General features: G+C 48.0%; 14 protein-coding genes. 5 read left to right on the top strand and 9 right to left on the bottom strand.

From position 1 onward, the window contains the following. Nucleotides 1–500 precede the first annotated feature (500 nt). Complete coding sequence (locus AC4IE7_RS16850; RefSeq protein WP_490778024.1) at nt 501–941, bottom strand: CBS domain-containing protein; 441 nt, start codon at nt 939–941, stop codon at nt 501–503. Nucleotides 942–1,670: 729 nt separating this feature from the next. On the opposite strand from AC4IE7_RS16850, the gene AC4IE7_RS16855 reads away from it, so the two are divergent. Together AC4IE7_RS16855 and AC4IE7_RS16860 are read left to right on the top strand one after the other, a co-directional pair. Beyond that, on the top strand, nt 1,671–4,499 hold the full coding sequence (locus AC4IE7_RS16855; RefSeq protein WP_490778037.1) for a ribonucleoside-diphosphate reductase subunit alpha: 2,829 nt from the start codon (nt 1,671–1,673) through the stop codon (nt 4,497–4,499). Nucleotides 4,500–4,537: 38 nt separating this feature from the next. Continuing rightward, nucleotides 4,538–5,698: a ribonucleotide-diphosphate reductase subunit beta gene (locus AC4IE7_RS16860; RefSeq protein ID WP_490778025.1), complete on the top strand. Its 1,161-nt coding sequence runs from the start codon at nt 4,538–4,540 to the stop codon at nt 5,696–5,698. 673 nt (nt 5,699–6,371) lie between these two features. Here AC4IE7_RS16860 and AC4IE7_RS16865 read toward each other — a convergent pair. Together AC4IE7_RS16865 and AC4IE7_RS16870 are read right to left on the bottom strand one after the other, a co-directional pair. Next, a complete protein-coding gene (locus AC4IE7_RS16865) occupies nt 6,372–7,331 on the bottom strand; it encodes an NAD(P)-dependent alcohol dehydrogenase (RefSeq protein WP_490778026.1) in 960 nt (319 codons plus the stop codon). A 199-nt stretch (nt 7,332–7,530) separates the two neighbouring features. Then, nucleotides 7,531–8,559: a hypothetical protein gene (locus AC4IE7_RS16870; RefSeq protein ID WP_490778027.1), complete on the bottom strand. Its 1,029-nt coding sequence runs from the start codon at nt 8,557–8,559 to the stop codon at nt 7,531–7,533. A gap of 103 nt (nt 8,560–8,662) precedes the next feature. On the opposite strand from AC4IE7_RS16870, the gene AC4IE7_RS16875 reads away from it, so the two are divergent. After that, the gene (locus AC4IE7_RS16875) at nt 8,663–9,790 is read left to right on the top strand and encodes an HDOD domain-containing protein (RefSeq protein WP_490778028.1); all 1,128 of its coding nucleotides are present in this window, start codon (nt 8,663–8,665) and stop codon (nt 9,788–9,790) included. 85 nt (nt 9,791–9,875) lie between these two features. Beyond that, nucleotides 9,876–10,766: an MBL fold metallo-hydrolase gene (locus AC4IE7_RS16880; RefSeq protein ID WP_490778029.1), complete on the top strand. Its 891-nt coding sequence runs from the start codon at nt 9,876–9,878 to the stop codon at nt 10,764–10,766. A gap of 136 nt (nt 10,767–10,902) precedes the next feature. Here the strand turns inward: AC4IE7_RS16880 and AC4IE7_RS16885 are convergent, their stop codons facing one another. Next, complete coding sequence (locus AC4IE7_RS16885) at nt 10,903–12,441, bottom strand: fused MFS/spermidine synthase (RefSeq protein ID WP_490778030.1); 1,539 nt, start codon at nt 12,439–12,441, stop codon at nt 10,903–10,905. An 809-nt stretch (nt 12,442–13,250) separates the two neighbouring features. Here AC4IE7_RS16885 and AC4IE7_RS16890 point away from each other — a divergent pair. After that, entirely contained in the window at nt 13,251–15,725 is a 2,475-nt protein-coding gene (locus AC4IE7_RS16890; protein WP_490778031.1) for a beta-propeller domain-containing protein, read from the top strand. On the opposite strand, the gene AC4IE7_RS16895 is transcribed toward AC4IE7_RS16890, so the two are convergent. The 5 genes from AC4IE7_RS16895 to AC4IE7_RS16915 form a co-directional block, all read right to left on the bottom strand. Further along, nucleotides 15,695–16,603, bottom strand: coding sequence for a GNAT family N-acetyltransferase (locus AC4IE7_RS16895; protein ID WP_490778038.1), 909 nt, complete (start codon nt 16,601–16,603; stop codon nt 15,695–15,697). The two genes, AC4IE7_RS16890 and AC4IE7_RS16895, sit on opposite strands and share 31 nt — an antisense overlap. A 204-nt stretch (nt 16,604–16,807) precedes the next feature. Beyond that, on the bottom strand, nt 16,808–17,083 hold the full coding sequence (locus AC4IE7_RS16900) for a hypothetical protein (protein ID WP_490778032.1): 276 nt from the start codon (nt 17,081–17,083) through the stop codon (nt 16,808–16,810). Nucleotides 17,084–17,191: 108 nt separating this feature from the next. Then, the gene (locus AC4IE7_RS16905; protein WP_490778033.1) at nt 17,192–17,983 is read right to left on the bottom strand and encodes a response regulator; all 792 of its coding nucleotides are present in this window, start codon (nt 17,981–17,983) and stop codon (nt 17,192–17,194) included. A gap of 145 nt (nt 17,984–18,128) precedes the next feature. Continuing rightward, the gene (locus AC4IE7_RS16910) at nt 18,129–19,124 is read right to left on the bottom strand and encodes an OmpA family protein (protein ID WP_490778034.1); all 996 of its coding nucleotides are present in this window, start codon (nt 19,122–19,124) and stop codon (nt 18,129–18,131) included. Between the two features lie 250 nt (nt 19,125–19,374). After that, a complete protein-coding gene (locus AC4IE7_RS16915) occupies nt 19,375–19,503 on the bottom strand; it encodes a helix-turn-helix domain-containing protein (protein ID WP_490778039.1) in 129 nt (42 codons plus the stop codon). Nucleotides 19,504–19,790: the final 287 nt, after the last annotated feature.

Consider the following 19,790-nt stretch of genomic DNA (forward strand, 5'->3'; position numbering starts at 1 on the left):
AAAAATAACAATAAACCTGTGTCGATAAGAGACAGGTAATTTAGACTTTATGCCGACAAATTAGTCGGCATTTTATTTTACCCCCCTTCACAACTTGTAGGGTGGGGCCATGCCCCACCAAAAAGCTCGATGCCAGGACAAAGTGACGTCTATCTTCCACAAGCTATCTAAACCAACCACAAAACACTACATATCTTTTAACCCACCCACATCACAACTCGTAGGGTGGGGCCATGCCCCACCAAAAAGCTCGATGCCAGGACAAAGTGACGTCTATCTTCCATAGGTTATCTGGTGGGGCATGGCCCCACCCTACGCTATTGTTTTTGTCACATCTTTTTGAAGCAGATGAACGACAAAATCAGCTGCGCTCCTATTGGCGACACTGGCTTTCCAACTACTTCTATTAGCCTAATAACAAAAAAACCCGAGCCAGTGATGACTCGGGTTTATGATATGTACGAGCTGGCAAAAAATTAGATAGCCAGCGTATTCTCTGTTTACGACTGGCACATATTATTGGCCAGATTGCTCTGAAATATCGCTTTGTGAATATCACCCAGACTCAGCATACCCAACAGTTGCCCACCATCCGCAACGGGAATTCTGCGGAACTTGTGGCGTACCATCACGGTAGCGGCTTTAAGAATATGCATATCGGGACTGACTGTAAGGACATTTGAAGACATCACATCGGATACCTTCAGGTTTACGACATCTTTATACTGCATCATCATGTTGTCGTAATCGGGTGCGGAGATACCATCCATAACCTCCTCAAGCGTAGGAAACATCCTGTGCAACACATCCTTCTCAGCGATTATCCCGGCTAGCTTGCCATCTTCCTCCACTGGAAGACCACTATAACGAAACAGGCACATCAGTGAGACAACCTCCAGCAGCTTCGTGTCTGGAGTCACCGTTTTCGGTGATTTTGACATTATTTCGCTTACCAGCATCGAAACAACTCCTCATCTTCGGTTAATTAATTATTATTCCGGGGGTTAGCCCAGAACCCAACCATACGCATTCTGTCGTGTTATGCCAATAGTTTTATAGGCCAAGCAGCTGAACAGGCAGGAATAATCTCCCATTTTTTGCAGCTCGTGACTGGCCGGGGCAAACTTGAGACAAGCACCAGCAGGAAGGAAATTCCTTACATCAGGGCATTTCAATGGAGCGACAGCAACTGAATAGTAATTGTAGATCTTTCACCCCCCCTTGGGGCTAAAAATAAAACAACCACATAAGCCAATGATTTACCGCAAAAAGCACCTAATTATCCAGAAGTTATCCACAAACAGCACACAGATAGAGAACCCTTTTCCACAAGTTAATGCACAACATGTTGTGGTTGACATCCGCCAGATAGGATATATATTGTGTTTACTGGTTTTGAAAGACGGATTCTCTCCAGTTTTTCAACAACTGGCCATAAAGACCGGGAATAACAACCGGCACCAGGGCTTAAGACCCAGGAAAAAAACGGACTGGCAATACTTGGCCAGCTAAAGACGACCAAACAGAATAACCACCACATCATTAAAGTGCAGGCCTCGGCGCGGACATCCCGCTCGACGATGACCGTCAACGAAAAGAATTTAGGAGAAGACATGGCGACACCAGTAGCCGATAGCGACGTTTCCGTTGCAGCGACCCAACCGCCTGAGATGCTGGAACCAGCAAAACAGACCCAGGCCAATCCTAGCAATGGCATTCAAGTCATTCGCCGTAACGGCAAGGTTACCAACTTCGATCCGAGCAAGATCAACGTTGCTATGACCAAAGCCTTTCTCGCTGTTGAGGGTGGCAACGCCGCGGCTTCAAGTCGTGTCCATGATACCGTCCGAGATCTGACTGAGCAGGTTGTCAGTGCCTTGACCCGTCGTATGGCGGACAGCGGCACAGTGCACATCGAAGATATCCAGGATCAGGTTGAGCTATGTCTGATGCGTTCCGGAGAACATAAAGCGGCCCGCGCTTATGTGCTCTATCGCGAACGTCAGAATCTGAAAAGACAGGAAGAGGCCGCCAAGCGCGCCGAGACCGAAGGCATTCCCGAAGAGCACCGGGTCAACGTCACCCTGAATGACGGCACTCAACGGCCACTGGATGTTGAGCGTCTGAATGCGTTGGTTAATGAAGCCTGCAACGGACTCGAAGAGGTAGATGCAAAACGCATCCTGCAGGATGCCTGCCGTAATCTTTTCGATGGCGTAAAAGAGAACGATGTATCCCAGACACTGGTGATGAGTGCCCGCACGCTGATCGATCAGGAGCCCAACTACTCTCAGGTCGCTGCACGGCTGCTGCTCGACATACTGCGCTGTGAAGCACTCAACTTTCTCGGTATCAACACTCAGGTCAATACACAGGCCGATATGGCCGGATGCTACGGCGACTATTTCAAGCGTTACATCAAACAGGCTGAAGAGCTGGAACTGCTCGACGGTCGTCTCGGCCAATATGACCTGGACCGACTGATCAACGCCATGCAACCTGATCGTGACCTGCAATTCACCTATCTGGGCCTGCAGACACTATACGACCGCTATTTCATCCATAGCGAAGATGGCATTCGCTTTGAGCTGCCTCAGGCTTTCTTCATGCGTGTCGCCATGGGTCTGGCAATCAATGAGATCGACAGAGAAACCAGAGCCATTGAGTTCTACAACCTGCTCTCCTCTTTCGATTTCATGAGTTCTACCCCAACCCTGTTCAACTCCGGCACCCTGCGTCCACAGCTCTCCAGCTGCTACCTGACCACCGTACCCGACGACCTCGACGGCATCTACAGCAGCGTCAAAGATAACGCCCTGCTCTCCAAGTTTGCTGGCGGCCTGGGCAACGACTGGACACGAGTGCGTGGCCTCGGCGCTCACATCAAAGGTACCAATGGCAAATCCCAGGGCGTGGTTCCCTTCCTCAAGGTAGCCAACGACACAGCAGTGGCGGTCAACCAGGGTGGCAAACGCAAAGGTGCAGTCTGTGCTTACCTGGAGACCTGGCACATCGACATCGAAGAGTTTCTGGAGCTGCGCAAGAACACCGGTGACGAACGTCGCCGTACCCATGACATGAACACCGCCAACTGGATTCCAGATCTGTTCATGCAACGTGTCGCTGAAGAGAAAGAGTGGACCCTCTTCTCACCCAATGAGACCCCGGATCTGCACGACCTCACCGGCAAGGCTTTCGAACAGGCCTACGTTGCCTACGAAGAGAAAGCGGCTCGTGGCGAACTGGGTATCTATAAGACAGTCAACGCCCTCGACTTATGGCGCAAAATGCTCGGCCTGCTGTTCGAAACCGGCCATCCCTGGATCACCTTCAAGGACCCCTGCAACCTGCGCTATACCAACCAGCACATGGGGGTTGTACACAGCTCCAATCTCTGTACCGAGATCACCCTGCACACCAATGATCAGGAGATCGCAGTATGCAACCTGGGCTCAGTCAACCTCACTGCTCACACCACTGAGCAGGGTCTCGACCAGGAGAAACTGGAAAAGACTGTAACCACCGCGATGCGCATGCTCGACAATGTCATCGACTACAACTACTACAGCGTACCCCAGGCACGTAACTCAAACCTGCGCCATCGTCCTGTAGGACTGGGCATCATGGGTTTTCAGGATTCACTCTACAAACAGCGTCTCGCCTACACCTCGGAAGAGGCCCTGGATTTCGCCGACCAGGCCATGGAAGCAGTCAGCTACTTCGCCATCCAGGCCTCATCTGACCTGGCTGAAGAGCGGGGACGCTACTCCACCTATGAGGGCTCCCTGTGGAGCCAGGGCATCCTGCCCATCGACTCCCTCAAGCTGTTAAAGGCTGAGCGTGGCGACTATCTGCAGGTCAATGAGAGCCACACCCTGGACTGGGCAACCCTGCGAGAAAAAGTACGCAAACAGGGTATGCGCAACTCCAACACCATGGCCATCGCCCCCACTGCCACCATCTCCAACATCTGTGGTGTCAGTCAGTCCATCGAGCCGACTTACCAGAATCTGTTCGTTAAATCGAACCTCTCTGGTGAGTTCACCGTGGTCAACCCTTACATGGTTCACGATCTGAAAAAGCTCGGCCTGTGGGACGATGTGATGATCAACGATCTCAAATACTACGATGGCTCACTACAACCTATCGCCCGCATTCCAGACGAGATCAAAGCAATCTACGCAACCGCCTTTGAGATCGACCCACGCTGGTTGGTCGAGGCCGGTTCCCGTCGCCAGAAATGGATCGACCAGGGCCAGTCACTCAACCTCTACATGGCAGAACCCTCAGGCAAAAAACTAGACAACCTCTACAAACTTGCCTGGGTACGTGGACTCAAAACCACCTACTACCTGCGCTCCATCGGTGCCACCGGTGCAGAGAAGACCTCAGTCCAGCAGGGCAGCAGCAGCGGCGGTGTCGACCTGGTCGGTAACAACAGTGGAGAAGCCCCCAAGGCCTGCTCCATCCTCGACCCGGACTGCGAAGCCTGCCAATAGAACCACCAAGTGATCAAGAATAGAGAGAGGAACACAATATGCTGAACTGGGACGATCCACTCGCCAAACCCGCACCGGTGAAGACCACACCTGTGCCTGCGACTGAAACCCAACCGGCTCACCCTCATGTGGTGGAAGAGGCAGTGCAGGCACTGCAGGTGGAAGAACAGGCTGAAGAGTACAACACCACGGTGATGGAACCGGTCAACCCGGATGACAAACGAGTCATCAATGGCATGACCGACATCAACCAGCTGGCCCCGTTCAAATACCCCTGGGCCTGGGAGTATTTCCTCAACGCCAACAAAAACCACTGGACACCGCTGGACATCAACATGGCCCAGGATGTCCACGACTATCAGCACAAACTGACCCTGGAAGAGCGTCACGTCTACGAGAATGTACTCTCCTACCTGACCACCTCAGATATTCTGGCGATGCGTAACATCGGTCTGGCGGTGATGGAGAAGATGTCCGCGCCAGAGTTACAGATCTACCAGGCCCGTCAGGTCTATGAAGAGTCACTGCACACCTGGACCTACCAACACTGCATCGAGACCATCGGTCTCGATCAGGGTGAGATCTACAACCGTTACCGGGTCGTGCCTGAGATCAACAAAAAGATCCAGATCACCAACCGCCGCCTCTCCTCGATCATGCGCGCCGATATCGACCTGCATGATCCCAAGGAGCTGCAGAACTTCGTCATGGCCTACATCTACTTTGCCGCCATCTTCGAAGGCTGCTGGTTCTACAACGGCTTCAGCCCGATCTTCGCCCTGCAACGCCGTGGCCTGATGAAAGGCACCGCCGAACAGCTGCAATACATCATGCGTGATGAGGTGATGCATGCCTCCTTCGGCATCCGCGTCGTCAAACAGATCATCATTGAAGAGAACCTCACCCTCGACCCACAAGCCCTGCGCGAAATGTGGGACGAAGCCGAAGCGGCAGAGATCGGTTACGCCAGCTACATCCTGCGCGATCCGATCCTGGGCTACTCCAAAGAAGACCATATCGGCCAATTCCGCTTCACTGCCAACCGCCGCGCCAGACAGCTCGGTATCGAGGAACCCTTCCCTGGTGCGGAAGCCACCCTACCCTGGCTCGACGAACAGGCAAATTTAAGGAAAGAGAAAAACTTTTTTGAAACACGAGTCACCGAATATCAAGCCGGTGGCGCGTTGAAATGGGACTGATGGACTCAAGCCCCAACACTGTTCCGGCCCCAACCGGAGCTCAAGGCCAGCCTTACTCGATACAGGAATCCGATCGAGGTAGACATTGCCGTTCATTTTTCGGAGACCACTAGCATGCATTGTTCACACTGTGCGTCACTTATGGCTGAGCTAGAGACCCTTCAGGAAGGACATACCGAACAGTCCAGATACGAATGTCCGATATGTGGTCAGATCCAGTTGACCACAAAGACAATAGATCAATGGAAAGAGAAGTTATCACAACAAATGGATCGTGCTTTAAAACACCCGTTTTATAACACTTAAAGAGGTGTCTCCTAATCTCCTCTCTACCTGCAATTGCAGGCAGGTTGTGGCGCTCTGCGCCACTGCCTGGTTTTTCACTCCCCCGACTATCTCTTTGCAAAAATATAGGGTGCGACCCTGCCGCTCCGTTGACCAAAGAGATTGACCATAACCAGTAGCTTCCAGTTACCTCATTTATAGTAGCAATGGAGAGGCTCTATCATGATCACTGGTGTCAGGGTTTTTGTACTGAAATTTTACTGCCCCGTTTTCCCTGCTTTTTCCTGGGTGAGCGATGGCATGCAGCAGTTGGTTAAGCTTCTGACTTGTCGGCACCTTGTACCTACGGAACCAGGCTGTTTCATTGGATGGTCGACATCGATTTTTTTTACAAGGTTATTACTATTTTACCTTTGAAAAGTCCTTCTCCAAAATACCGGAAAGCATCTGCACTATGTTCGAGAGGAAAACATTTATCGATAACAGGTTTTAGCTTACCGCCTTCAAACAACTCTACTAAATATTTCAAATCCTTGTTTGCTTTATAGCCTACCATATGCATTTTACAGCTCTTAGACAGTGCTTTGAATATCAATAGCTGAAGAATTCGTGATGTTTTTCCTCCGACTGTCACATAGGTACCCCCTGGATGTAATGCTCGTTTATAATCAAAAACAGAACGAGTAGTTTTGACATCAAAGATCAGATCATATTTCTGACCATTTTTTGTAAAATCTTCTTTTGTGTAATCAACCAGATGGTCAGCGCCAAGTGATCGCATTGTGTCTAATTTCTCTGTGTGGTCAACAGCTGTTAGTTCAACATCGAACGATTTAGCTACCTGAATAGCTAATGTACCTGTACTGCCACCCCCTCCATTAATCAAAACCGTTTGTCCTGATGCAATCTTTCCAAAATCAATAAGGCCCTGTACAGCAAGATTTCCTCCATGAGACAAGCATGCAGCTTCCTCGAACGTCATACTCGATGGTTTAAGAATTAATTCATTTTCACAAGCACAGGTATATTCAGCGAAAGCGCCCCAACCACCCTCTGATAAATCACCTAACACTTCATCTCCAACATGAAAGTGTTTTACTTTTTCACCGACTGCTTCGACTCTACCTGCTATGTCACATCCATGAATCATCGTGCTTTTTGGTTTTAAAAGGCCACTTAAAAAGCGATACTCTAATGGCTTACCTGTTAACATATCCCAGTCCCATGAATTTATTGAGACGGCATAAACTTTCACTAAGACTTCATCGTCACGAGGTACTGGTTTTTGGATCTCTTCTAACCTAAGAACATCGGGTGAGCCGTAGTTGTGATAGACAATGGCTTTCATAATGATTCTTTTTAAGACCTCCTAAAACAAACCAAACAAAACCGGGATACCCATCATTCGTCGTGCAACAAAAAACATACAAAACAACAAGTAAACGCAGAGAAAGCTTCCGTGGCTTTCATAAATAATTATAGATATTCCAATTATTGCTTATACTTTTTGCTCAGTTATTCACAGAAATTAACTTTGACAGTGATCTTTATGGGTCTCGGACTTTTTGTTGCTCTTGCAGGTTTATAAACAGGTTTTTTCCTGGATCAAATTCAATATTCGTATCATTATCATTAGGATTAAGGTAGTAATTAAAGGCAACAAATGGATTATTTTGTTTTCGCCTTAGTGAATAATTATATAAGTTGATTGATCCATGTATCTTCCCATAGCGCCCACTTATAACATTTCCCTGTTTATCAAGTTGAGTCCTGATACGGAAAAAATAATTTTTATCATATTCAGGATCGCCACTTTCACCAACTCTTCTAGTCCCTGGTTTATTTTCATATCGTCGCGTGAATTCAGGGAGGTAACCACTGCTGGGGGCATGATAGGGTAGTCGTAATGCAGATTTCCCTTTGCTGGTATCAGGAAAATATTGAATCAACCCATCTCCCTCGTTTGGAAATTGAATTGTTAAAATCACATCGTGATCCTGAAATGATACTGCTCGATTGACATCTACCTTAATTAAAAAATCTTTATCAACCCCTAACCCATATGGTGCGACCCAGTCACCAACTACCAGATCAAAACCAACGAACCTTCCTAGCATTGGAATTTCAGGTTTCGCACCTCTTTCAACAACATTTAGTGGGTGAGCGTACATTGCGATAGGATTGAGTTTCTTTTTTAAAACAAGCTCAACTGTTGGATTCCAGGGTTTGTATTTTTTAAACCCCAAAAATCCTGATGTATCTGTAAAACCATTGAAATGACTACTGACATCATAATACCCATCCTTTTTTACAGATAAGCCCACGTAACCAGCAGTTTCTCCTTCTCCAGTAAATAAGCCATCAGCATCTGTTAATCCTGAAACCCAGGATGTATTCGTCCCCCAGCCCTCTCCCCCTTTTTTAGCGACTTCCAGAACCAAACCTGCTTTGGCCTCTTCAACGGGCAGACCTGATTCATCCATTACTTTAATGGTTATCCTTGCCGTCGGTAATGCCATAACAACAGTTGATACAGACGAAACCAATAGTAAGAAAAAGATCCTGACAAATTTCATTTTAACGCTCCTTTCGTGTCTAAATCGTCAAAAGTATCCTAAATAGTGGAGTGAGAAACTCCCCTCTCCCCTCGCGGAAGAGGAACCGGCGGAGAGGGGGAGAATGAACACCCTATTTTTCCCAAACAATCAGCAAGATAAATATGAACGATCAGTGCAGTTTTTTTCAACCACATCAAACGCTTCGCGCACACCCTCTCCCCAACCCCTCTCCCGTAAAGGGAGAGGGGCTTTCAGAGTTGTTCTGAGAAGATTGAAAGTTAATCGGACAGCAGAGGGGCAGTATAACCTCTTTTCCTCCTCTGCTGCCCCTGGCTTGACGCTGCCGGCAAAGGCGGTAGAGTTAAACTTTTATTACGGGTGGGCGAGGCTTATGGCGATTAATGCAGAAGAGGTACCCGGTTTAGTCGAGCGCATGCCCGCTTTTCCTCAGGGGGTGACCAAGGTGCTGGACCTGGCTTCTCGACCCGAGTGTGCCCCCAAAGCCTTGGTTCAGGTCATTGAGCATGACCCGGTAATGACCATGAAGGTGCTGAAACTGGTCAATTCAGCCTATTTTGGTCTATCACGCCCCATCAACTCCATCAAACATGGCGTTGTTTACGTGGGGATCAACACCATCAAAAATCTGGCCCTCTCTATTGCTGCCATTGGCATGTTACCCAAGAGCAATAAGGCAGGCTTCGACATGAATCAGTTTTTGACCCATTCACTGGGTGTGGCTTCGGTGGCCAAGTTGCTGGCAACACACTTGGGTGTGGCGGATAAAGATGCCACAGATTTCTTTGTTGCTGGATTACTACACGATTTTGGTAAAGTGGTGCTGGCTCAGTTCAAACCAGAGGAGTTCCGCCTCTGTCTGGATCAAGCCGCTGAGCAAGAACGCAGCTTACATGAGGTAGAGAGGGAGACCCAAGGGATCAGTCACGATGAGATTGGTGGACGCTTGGCTGAGGCCTGGAAATTACCCCCCGCTTTGGCACATGCTATTCATCACCATCATCACCCAGAACTTGGGGCTGAAGAAGCCAACGACGGTATGTGCGAAGCAGTGTTTGCCGCTAACCAGATCGTGCGATCCCTTGGCTTTGGTGATGCAGGCAATCATCTGATTGCGGATTTTCCACCCTCGGTATCTGAACGGTTTGGCAGTGATTTATCTGGCCTGATGTCTGCTCTGGGAGATCTCAGTGGAGAAATGGAAAAGGCCCGTTTGTTCACACAACTTTAATTGATGGTTTATGGTGTTTACATGATGCTTGGTTTTGAATGGGTGCAAGGCCCCTGTTTTTCATCACTGGAAAAGGATATGCCGCGTGCGTTTTAAATTTTGGGGTGTAAGGGGTTCCATCCCATCACCCGGACCCAAGACCGTTCATTATGGGGGCAATACCACCTGTATTGAGGTGCGTGGAGACAATAATGAACTGCTGATTCTGGATAGTGGAACGGGCATTTTCCCTCTGGGTCAGGTGCTGATTCCCGAGTTCCCCCTCAAGGCCCATATCTTTATCACCCATACCCACTGGGATCACATTCAGGGCTTGCCCCTGTTTTTACCCATTTTCGTAGCGGGTAACGAAGTCACTATCCACGGCGCTGCCGACCCCATCACCCAGCGGGGCATTGGTGAGGTGCTGTCCCGACAAATGGAATATGCCTATTTTCCGGTGCGTGAGGCCGAACTCAACGCCCGCATGGCCTACCTGGATATGCAAGAGGGTCAGGATGTGCTGGTCGGCGGGGTCAATGTGCGTTGCATGCTGTTAAACCACCCGGTGCTGAACTTCGGCTATCGCATGGAATGCGGCGGCAAGGTATTTATCTTTACCGGTGACCACGAATGGCCATACAACATTTATAATCCGGATGACGCGGAGTATGCCGATTACCAACAGATGGTGGATGAGCAACGGAGCCGCGTGCTGGATTTTTTCCGCGGTGCCGATGTTCTGGTGATTGATACTGCCTATACCGATGCCGAGTATCCCAAACGCAAAGGCTGGGGGCACGGCACCTTTGCCTCCAGTATCGAGGCAGCACGCGAAGCTGGAGTGAAACGGGTATTTCTCACCCATCACGAACCAACCCGTAGCGATACTGATCTGGACGCGGTATTCAACGAAGCCAAGAAGACCCATGGCGTGGGTAGGGATGGAGACCCTCAGTTCGAATTGGCACAAGAGGGGTTAATGCTAGAGATCTGAGCGGTTTTCTTCATCTCCGGGGCCGGAGTCGAAGCAAGAACGGACTGGTCTGCTAGAGAAATACACTTGTGTTGTTTCGAGGTGACTCACGCTATGGTAGCTCTCGACTCCGACCCCTTCAGGTGCAGGAAATATCTCAACCCCTCCCCCCGAGCAAAAGTCCCGCGATCAAACGTTCAACCGGAGCATAGTCATCGGTAATCACCGGTAACTCATCAAGCGGTTTTCCCAACGCCATCAAATTTTCCGTAACGCGATACCAGGTTCGCTCAAAGCCGAATCGTGCCCGGACGATCTCAGCCGGTCGCTCACTATTGGTTGCACTCAACACGAAGGTTACCCGTTCGGCTTCGGGAACACCCTCCATCCATAGGTCTACATGGGTGAACACCTCTCTCAGGGTTTTGGTGATGGCACGGACAAGACGAGGGTCGGGAAACGCATCAACGATATTCATCAGATAGATGCCGTCGGGTTTTAGTCGCTGACGCACGATCTCGGCAAACTCAAACGTCACCATATGCTCGGGGATAGCAACATCGTGAAAGACATCACCGACGATGACATCAAACTTGCTGGATTCAGCAGTAAGTGCACGACGTCCATCTTCATGCAGGATGCGCATTGCCTCCGGCTCCAGGTATAGCTTCTCCACCGCAGTCAGAGTCACCATCGGATCGAGCTCTGCTACAGTTATGGAAGATCCCGGACTCAGCGCCTGTACAGCACGGGGGTGAGTATAGCTACCACCGCCAAGGAAGAACCAATCGAGTCCATCCTCATAACCTTGATTGAAGTGTTGATAGACAATCTCATCAATGGCATGGACATAGGGGGCGATGATGACTCTCGGATCGCTTTCATGATTGATGCCGTGAAGCAGGTGATCAAGCACCATCCCGCGGGCCTGACCAAATGGAGCATCACTACTGCGATCGACCACACGGATACAGAAATACTGGCTCTCCCGATCACAGGAGCCACGAAGCCCCTGCTGAGATAGACTCAGAGTACCGGAGAACAGAGTCACCAGGATAAATACGGCAACTACCGGCCGTCGCAACCGCAGCAGAAATGGTACGGCGAGAAGAATCAACCCAACACCAGTGCCGAACAGAATAGCCCGAGAACCGAACGACTGAACCAACCAGTATCCGGTAGCGAAGGTACCAAAAATACTGCCGATTGCCGCCAGTGCGTGCATTCGCCCGACCACATGCCCTGCCCTGGGATCTATATCGAGAGCACGGGTTGTAAGCAGTGGTGTCACAACACCAATAGCCACAGCGGGTGGCGCAAACAGGGCGAAGGCAAAAACAAAACTTGATCCGAGCAGACCTACCTGTTGCGAGTTCAGTAAACTGCCTAGGATATCCATGAATGGCAGAGCGAGCATGGCATAGATACCCGCCATCGCCATGGCGACACCTGCCACCCGACCGTCGGCACCCCGGTCAGCCCAAACCCCACCAAGCCAGTTACCGAGCGACAAACCTGCGAGGATAACCCCAATGATTGATGTCCAGGTGTAGAGCGACACTCCGATATGCGGTGCCAACAACCGGCCGGCCAGTATCTCAAGCACCAGAAGTGCGGCAGAGGATAGAAACACGGTCAGGGAAAAACCTAAAAGTCTCAGACGATTGGAAACAGTTACTGCAGGTTGATCACTCATAAAATTCTCTCAATCAGGGGTGGCATCCGAAAAACACCTTCAGATACAGGAAGAAATTTGAAAACTCAGTTATAGAATCATCACAGCAAGGATTAATAACCGCAGCAGAGCTAACCATCAAAACAGTGCGAGTCATAACAAAAGCTTGCTATGTTTTTATTGTTCGACTGAAAAAAACAATTATAAATCCTGTATCAAAGTATATCGCTTTCAGTCGAAAATTGACTGCTTACAACTTCTGTTTTTATCAGATAATCTCATAAGAAAATGGTGGTTGTTGAGATAACCCATTACAATCAAACAGTATAGAGATATGGCACATACTTACCTCATTAGGCATTTAACCGTATAGGAGAGTGAAAAGCGGCAGGAGTATCGCAGTAAGGTGGCAGCTGATGTAGAGTTGCTGACCTATTAAAGGTAAATAAAAATCATCGGACACTCGTCAGAATATTCTCATAAAGGTTTTGTAGGGTGAAATATCACTACGCTATCTATGAGTATAGAATCCAGTTACTTTGAAGTTGGGGTGTCCTTGATTCTCTTGATTCTTTTTGCATTAAATATAAAGAATAAAAACATAAGCTCGATAGAAAAGTTCGTGGCTTGTTTGCGGCACGGGTAACGAAACATAGAAACCAAAAAAAAGTTCTCTGTCATATTATAGTTCACTAGAGTGACATACTTTCTTTGACATCTACTTACTGTATTTGGCTTTAAGATGAAGAATCAGATACCCTTTGTTCTCTAAAAAACTGCTCTCTGGTGATTCATCTCTCAGACTCTGGCAATCAGGGGTTGAGAGGGTTATGATGAGTGGACAGTTGAAATTCGAGGGATCGATCATGGGAAATATGCTGTCTTCAACATTAAGAATCTGTTCACTAGGACTTTTATTCGCATTTAGCCCATTCAGTACAGCCGCCGATCCCACCAATCAAACGTCAGTTACCACCTCGGGTGGGCCGGCAAATGCCACCATGTCATGGTCTCTCTCTACAGCAGAGACGAGCGAATACTCCCCTCTATACAATACAGATGATTCTATCTCAGTTGAGCTCAACATCCATATAGATGATGCCTCAGTAGGATCTGAAAGGAACCTCTACCTGGTTGCCCGTGCACAGGATAACTGGCATGTGCGGGATAGCGAGGGGGTGTGGCGTAGCTGGAATGGTCAAATGAGTGATTTGGTTCCATTCACACGCAAGACCCTCGCTTCGACTGAGGTGATTGATGTGCATAGTGGCAGCCCCTTGCCGCCTGGAGAGTTTGCACTCTATGGTGGTTATGAAGCAGAAGATGGCGCCGTTATCTATAATAATCACCCCTTAACATTCATTGTTTTCGATACCGACAATCCCAGCCTGCATCGGTTCCGCCACAATGTCATGTTGGAAAGCTACTTAACTGAGGCGATGATAGTGGCATATGGATCTGATCGAGAGCTGCCTGTGAATAGTAGCGATGATTTTAGTCCGGCGCCAATTGACAGCTCTAGCCCTATATCTCTAACCAATATACAGGAGCAGGGGGTTGATGAAGCGGATTTAATCAAAACCGATGGCCAATATCTATACAATATGGGTATATGTGACTCAAATACCTATTACGACGATTGCCTCATCACCTACAGTATTGAGGAACAACCCGCCTCCAACCGTTTATTGAGTGAGACCGTAATACCGGGTGAGCAACCCGCTGAAGGCATTTATCTGCGCAAGCAGCGCGGTGAAGGCCTCTCTGATTTAGTTGTGACAGTGGGGGGTGGTGCAGACAATAACTATGTGGACGTTGGGTTCACGAGTCTGGTACCAATCTGGGAGGAGCCCAGATATTGGTCACATGGCAGCAGTGAGGTGAATCTGTTCAGCTTGGACACAGCAGCCACCCCCACCCACGAACGTACATTGAGTTTTGACGGAGCAATGATCTCCAGTCGTGTGATAGAGGATACGCTCTATCTGGTTACCCGCTTTACCCCTATGTTTGATGAGCTGGATCCATATGCCAATTACACATCGGCTCTTGATAGCAACCGCAGCCTATTAGAGAGTGCTTCATTGGCTCAGTTGATTCCGACTGTAACCAGTGGTGATGAGCCGCAGCCCCTCATCGATACTGAAAGTTGCTATCTAGCTCCAAGCGCCACCGTCGGTATGCCCGACCCTACCATTATCAGTATCATCTCCATCCCATTGGCTGATCCTGACAACTTTCATACCAGCTGTTTTATCGGGTCGTCGGAAGTACTCTATGCTTCTCAAGAGGCCATCTATTTGGTTGCGGAGGCTGCTGGTCAAGTCCGACTGGAAAACGGTGTATATGCCCAAATAAACGAGATTCATAAACTGGCGCTGGGTAGTGATGTAGAAAACGGGCAGGCAGCCAGTTATCGTGGTTCAGCTCATGTTATTGGTAATCTTGGTGACAATCCTGACTACAAACCCTACCGTATGGGTGAGTATCAGGGGGTATTCCGTATCGCGACCTCAATTGGCCGACTGGGCTCGGAGAGCAGCTCTACCAGCGTGACCCTGTTACGTGAGGCTGCGGATAGTGGTCGACTGGAAGTGGCCGGCCGTCTTGATGGTCTTGGGCGACCGGGAGAAGCGCTCTACGCCAGCCGTTTTCTGGGTAACCGGGGTTACCTGATAACCTTCAAGAAGGTTGATCCTCTCTACGTGCTCGATCTCTCCGATCCGGAAAATCCCGTCTCTTTAGGCGAACTGGAGGTTTCGGGCTACTCGGAATATCTCCACCCCGTGGGAGAGAACTATCTCCTCGGTATTGGTAAAGAGGCTGTCGATGCTGTGAACTCGGGTGACAGAGGCGGGTTAGGTTTTGCCTGGTACCAAGGGTTGAAGGTCTCCCTGTTCGATGTATCTGATCCCACCACGCCTACAGAAGTAAACTCACTTGTGCTGGGTCACAGGGGAACCAACTCGACTATTCTGCAACAGCCCCATGGTTTTGCTTCTATCCCGCAAACAGCTAGCCTGCCGATGCGCTTCTCTATCCCAGTAGATTTATATGATGAGTATCCCAATTCCGGCAGACCCAATTTAAGGTGGGGTTGGACTCATACCGGTCTATACACTTTTGATGTAAATTTGGGAGATACCCCCGGCATAGAACTCGTAGATCAATTCGTGGTAAATCAAAACAGCGATAGCAATCGTTCGACAGGTGTTTGGAATGACAGATCTGTCATCCTGGGGGATAGCGTCCACTATCTACATAATCAGGTTCTCTACTCATCGGGTCTCCCTGCGAGAGAGTAACAGATTCTATTAACCCGGCACCTTAAATAATCAGTGACTCTATTACAACCAAACGCAGCTGTTAACGATATACATACAGTTAAATTCTTTGCAAATCCGGATAGTCTAGAATAGGTAGTTGGACGATACATTTCTGCATTCTGGTGCTTCAATAATATATCCGTATTATCTATGCAGGTGGTTTTAGTATCAGCATTCATCTGTTTAAATAGTATGCATTGTGCACTTACTGAAATAATGCTACTGAATCTGCGATTTATTAATTTTAACATGTCCCGATTATATGAACGGACTTGAAATATCGCACGACTCACATCAGTTTCTTGATGACGTCGCACAGACTCAATGATCAGCAAAATACCTGTAGCTAGAGTTCTGTGTTCTTGAGCTACAAATAGTGATGTATATTGTATGACATCTTCTGCTACCCTATGAGTGATCAACCAGCCAACAACTTCATCATAGAAGCGTAATCCGAGACTGTTTGACCACTCTATGGACGACTCTTGCTGAAATGGTGCCAGCTCTTTTGGGAACCACTCTTTGGAATTTTGTCTTTTCAGTATCTGTTCTTTATCAATTGGCAGTAACTTGTTCCAGGAAAATATAGAGTAACCCTTTCGAGCCTTCACCTGTGCAAACCATGCGGGCTCAATAAAACTGTTTCTTGTTACTTTATAATATCGCAATGTTTCATTAGCAGACCAACCACCTCTAGTCAGTATATTTTCCACTACAAGATATGAAGGCAAATCAGTGCGAATAGAGTGGCTAAGGACTTGTGTACCCTTCGCAAACAGGAACTGTTCCAATCGTAAAAGCAAAGCAGTGCCTATGCCCTTATTTCGATACTGAGGCAGAACATTCCAGCAGATTATTCTTGCATTAACAACTCAGGTGGAAATCTATGTATAGACATAGGAGGTAGAGAGGAACACATCCCTAAGCAGAATGAGTACACCTAAGATTTGGAAACTATGATTTGGAGTTGAACTGAGAAACAAATTTATTTATATACAACGGCATAGGCCTGTTTACTGCTATAGACATTTTACACTATCGGCAAACGAGGGTACCCAATGTCATGATACTTTGATTCGCACAACCCTCATAACATCCATATCTATTCCAGCGACACTCTCCTTATCGGAGTAGTAAGTCAGGTTGACTCGTTGACCTGCTAGACTTTTATACAGTTTCTTCCTTTTATATTTGAAAGGCACGTCAGTGCCCTCAATCAACAAAGTATTGAGCATCCACTCCCCACTCTCACGTTGAACATGCGAAACAACTTTCTTCATTTCTGAGTGGGTTAAATCCCGATGCGCTTTAAGTAGATCATCCACAGGTGACTTCATAATAATTCCAGCCTATTCTCAGGGTGCAATTATAGAGTAAATCAACAACATGATGAACCAAAACAGAGTAATATTGAAAATGATACTACTACCTATAGGGATGCCCCACTAGGTCTCTGACAAAGCCTTCTGAACCAGATCCCGCACCACACTGGCTTCGAAGGGTTTATCGCAGATTGCAGAGACACCCGCCTGCTGAACCGCAGCCAAGCGACTTTCATTCTCTTCGCTGGTTACCATCAATACCGGGATAGAGGCCTGGTTGCTGGCAGTTCGGATGTGGTCAACCAACTCCTTGCCATCCATGTTCGGCATATTGTAATCCGTTACCACCAGATCCAAGTAGTTATTAGCGATTATCTCTACCGCCTCCTGACCATCTCTCGCCTCAGTGATTTGCTCAATTCCCAGAGCATTGAGTATCCGGCTGATGTGCTTACGTGCCATACTGCTGTCATCCACTACAAGAACCTTGAGATCCTCAGGACAGAAGTTATCCAAATCAAGTTGTGTGGGATCAATAAATTCCACTACTGAGTTCATCGCAATACGAAGTTCGGCCAACTGGAACGGTTTCGGCAAAATAGCTACTGCACCCGCCTGCCGAATCGGGTCTAGATAACGAAAACGGGTCTCACTTGATATGAGCATGAAAGCCATTTCTACCAGCTCGGAATCATTACGCATGGCGTGCACCAGATCGGTGCCTGTCATATCAGAAAGATAGAGTGTGCTGATGGCAAGGTCTGGGTGTTCAATTCGCATAGCCTGCAGCGCTTCCTCCCCAGTGTTTACCGTTATTATATGCTCTATACCCAGTTCAGAGAGTTGTCGCCGTATAACCCGTTGCTGGGTGATTGATGGCTCGACGAGCAGTACCAATAGTTCTTCCAGATGCACTTTGCCACCTATTATTTTTTTGGCTATCTAGTCTGTAGTCGGTCACTGACCAAGGAACTTTAATCCTAACTTCATAATCCACACCCCTGGGTGGGTGTGGCATACAGAAACCTGAACATAACAGCACAAACATCTTATCAAAACCTCAATCTGCTACTGTGCGCTTAACCAGCTCAACCCGACGGTTTTTTGCTCGACCAGTCTCAGCTGCATGACTGCTGACCGGTGCAACCGGCCCCACACCTATTGCTGTGAGTCGATTTTGATTAATACCAGCAGCAACCAGTGCTTTGACAACACTATTGGCACGTTTCAAGGAGAGATTCTGGTTGTAACTCAGGCTACCGACATCATCGGTGTGACCGACTACATATAGTTGCAGAGAAGAGTCAGATTCAAGTGCTTTAACTATCTCCGCCAAGGTCTCCTTTGACTCAGGTCGTAAAGTTGCTTTGTCATGGTCAAATTGGATGCCATATAAGGCAATATGCCCGGACTCCTGAAATTGTTGCTGCATAGCAGAAGCATCCACAAACTCCAATGTCGCTTCGAAGTTACTGGCCTCCAGTATTTCAACCAGTATCACAGTACGTTTTCTATATTTCTTATTTGCATTGTTCTCAGCGAGAACAGCAGTAAACACACCAACATGATATCGTGAATTTTCCGTCACCACTTCACTGTAACGATAGGCTGGAGAATTATAATTATGTGAGAACGCCAACAAGTAAAACGGTTGTTTAACCCCCTCAGTTGGAATCATACTATCCCGCGACCATAGCGTTGTCGAAAGTATATGCTTGTTGCACTTCTTTTTTTTACAACTATATATTTCTTTAGCTTTTCCCAAATCAGATAGGGCAGTATTATAATTTTTCTGCACCATCAACGGTGTATCTCCAGCCTTTGCCAAATAGAGGATACGGGTTCGTTTTCCTTCCGGATTCTCTACTACTATTTTTTTCTTACCTTCAGCTTTCAGAAAGTTTGCGGAGTCGTATTCGCTGTAACTGAAACCAAGTATCTCAGCACCAGCCACACGTGGTAATTCAGGATGATCCCGCCCTCCCGACATATCAGCTGCAAACAGATTTGTGGCAGATATAACAAATGACAATAAAATGAATATAGAGTAGTTCATGATTGAGCCTCCTTTTCCGAGCGAGTATAGATCAGCCCCATCGAATAATCGCGGCGATGGTATTATTACCCCCATATAACTATTAACCCGGCGACTAAGTATGTTGTCTTCAGGGTTTCAAGCCTGCCCTTGATCAAGGCGCGGCTCGCGCCCCGCAGGAAGTGCCCTTGGAGTGCAGGCAATGGTTGTTCCCTTGTCAAGAGCCGCAACACCGAGCAAGGGCAGGCTTGAAACCCTAACAATATGATTTTTAAAAGTGAGGCCGAAGTGTGCCTGCCTGCACATATCGACTGATCCATTTATGAACTGTTGGTCGACTGACGCCGTAATATCTCGCTAGCTCTGACTTGCTGAAATCACCACTCAGCCAATCGCCTATTCACATCATTTTTTTATCCATTGGGGTCTCGCGTTTCCAGCGCATAGGTCTTTCCTCCTTACCTATGCATTATCTACCTGTAAACGATCTACCCGGTCTAATCTGTAAACGATGTTACCGGTTTGTACCGCCCCCCCTCTCCCCTCGCGGGAGAGGGGTCGGGGGAGAGGGGGAGAATGAACACCCTATTTTCTCCAACAATCAGCAAGATAAATATGAACGATCAATGCGGTTTTATCTTTCAACCAGATGAAACGCTTCGCGTACACCCTCTCCCCAACCCCTCT

The organism is Candidatus Thiodiazotropha sp. AKAK3, from assembly GCF_058244645.1.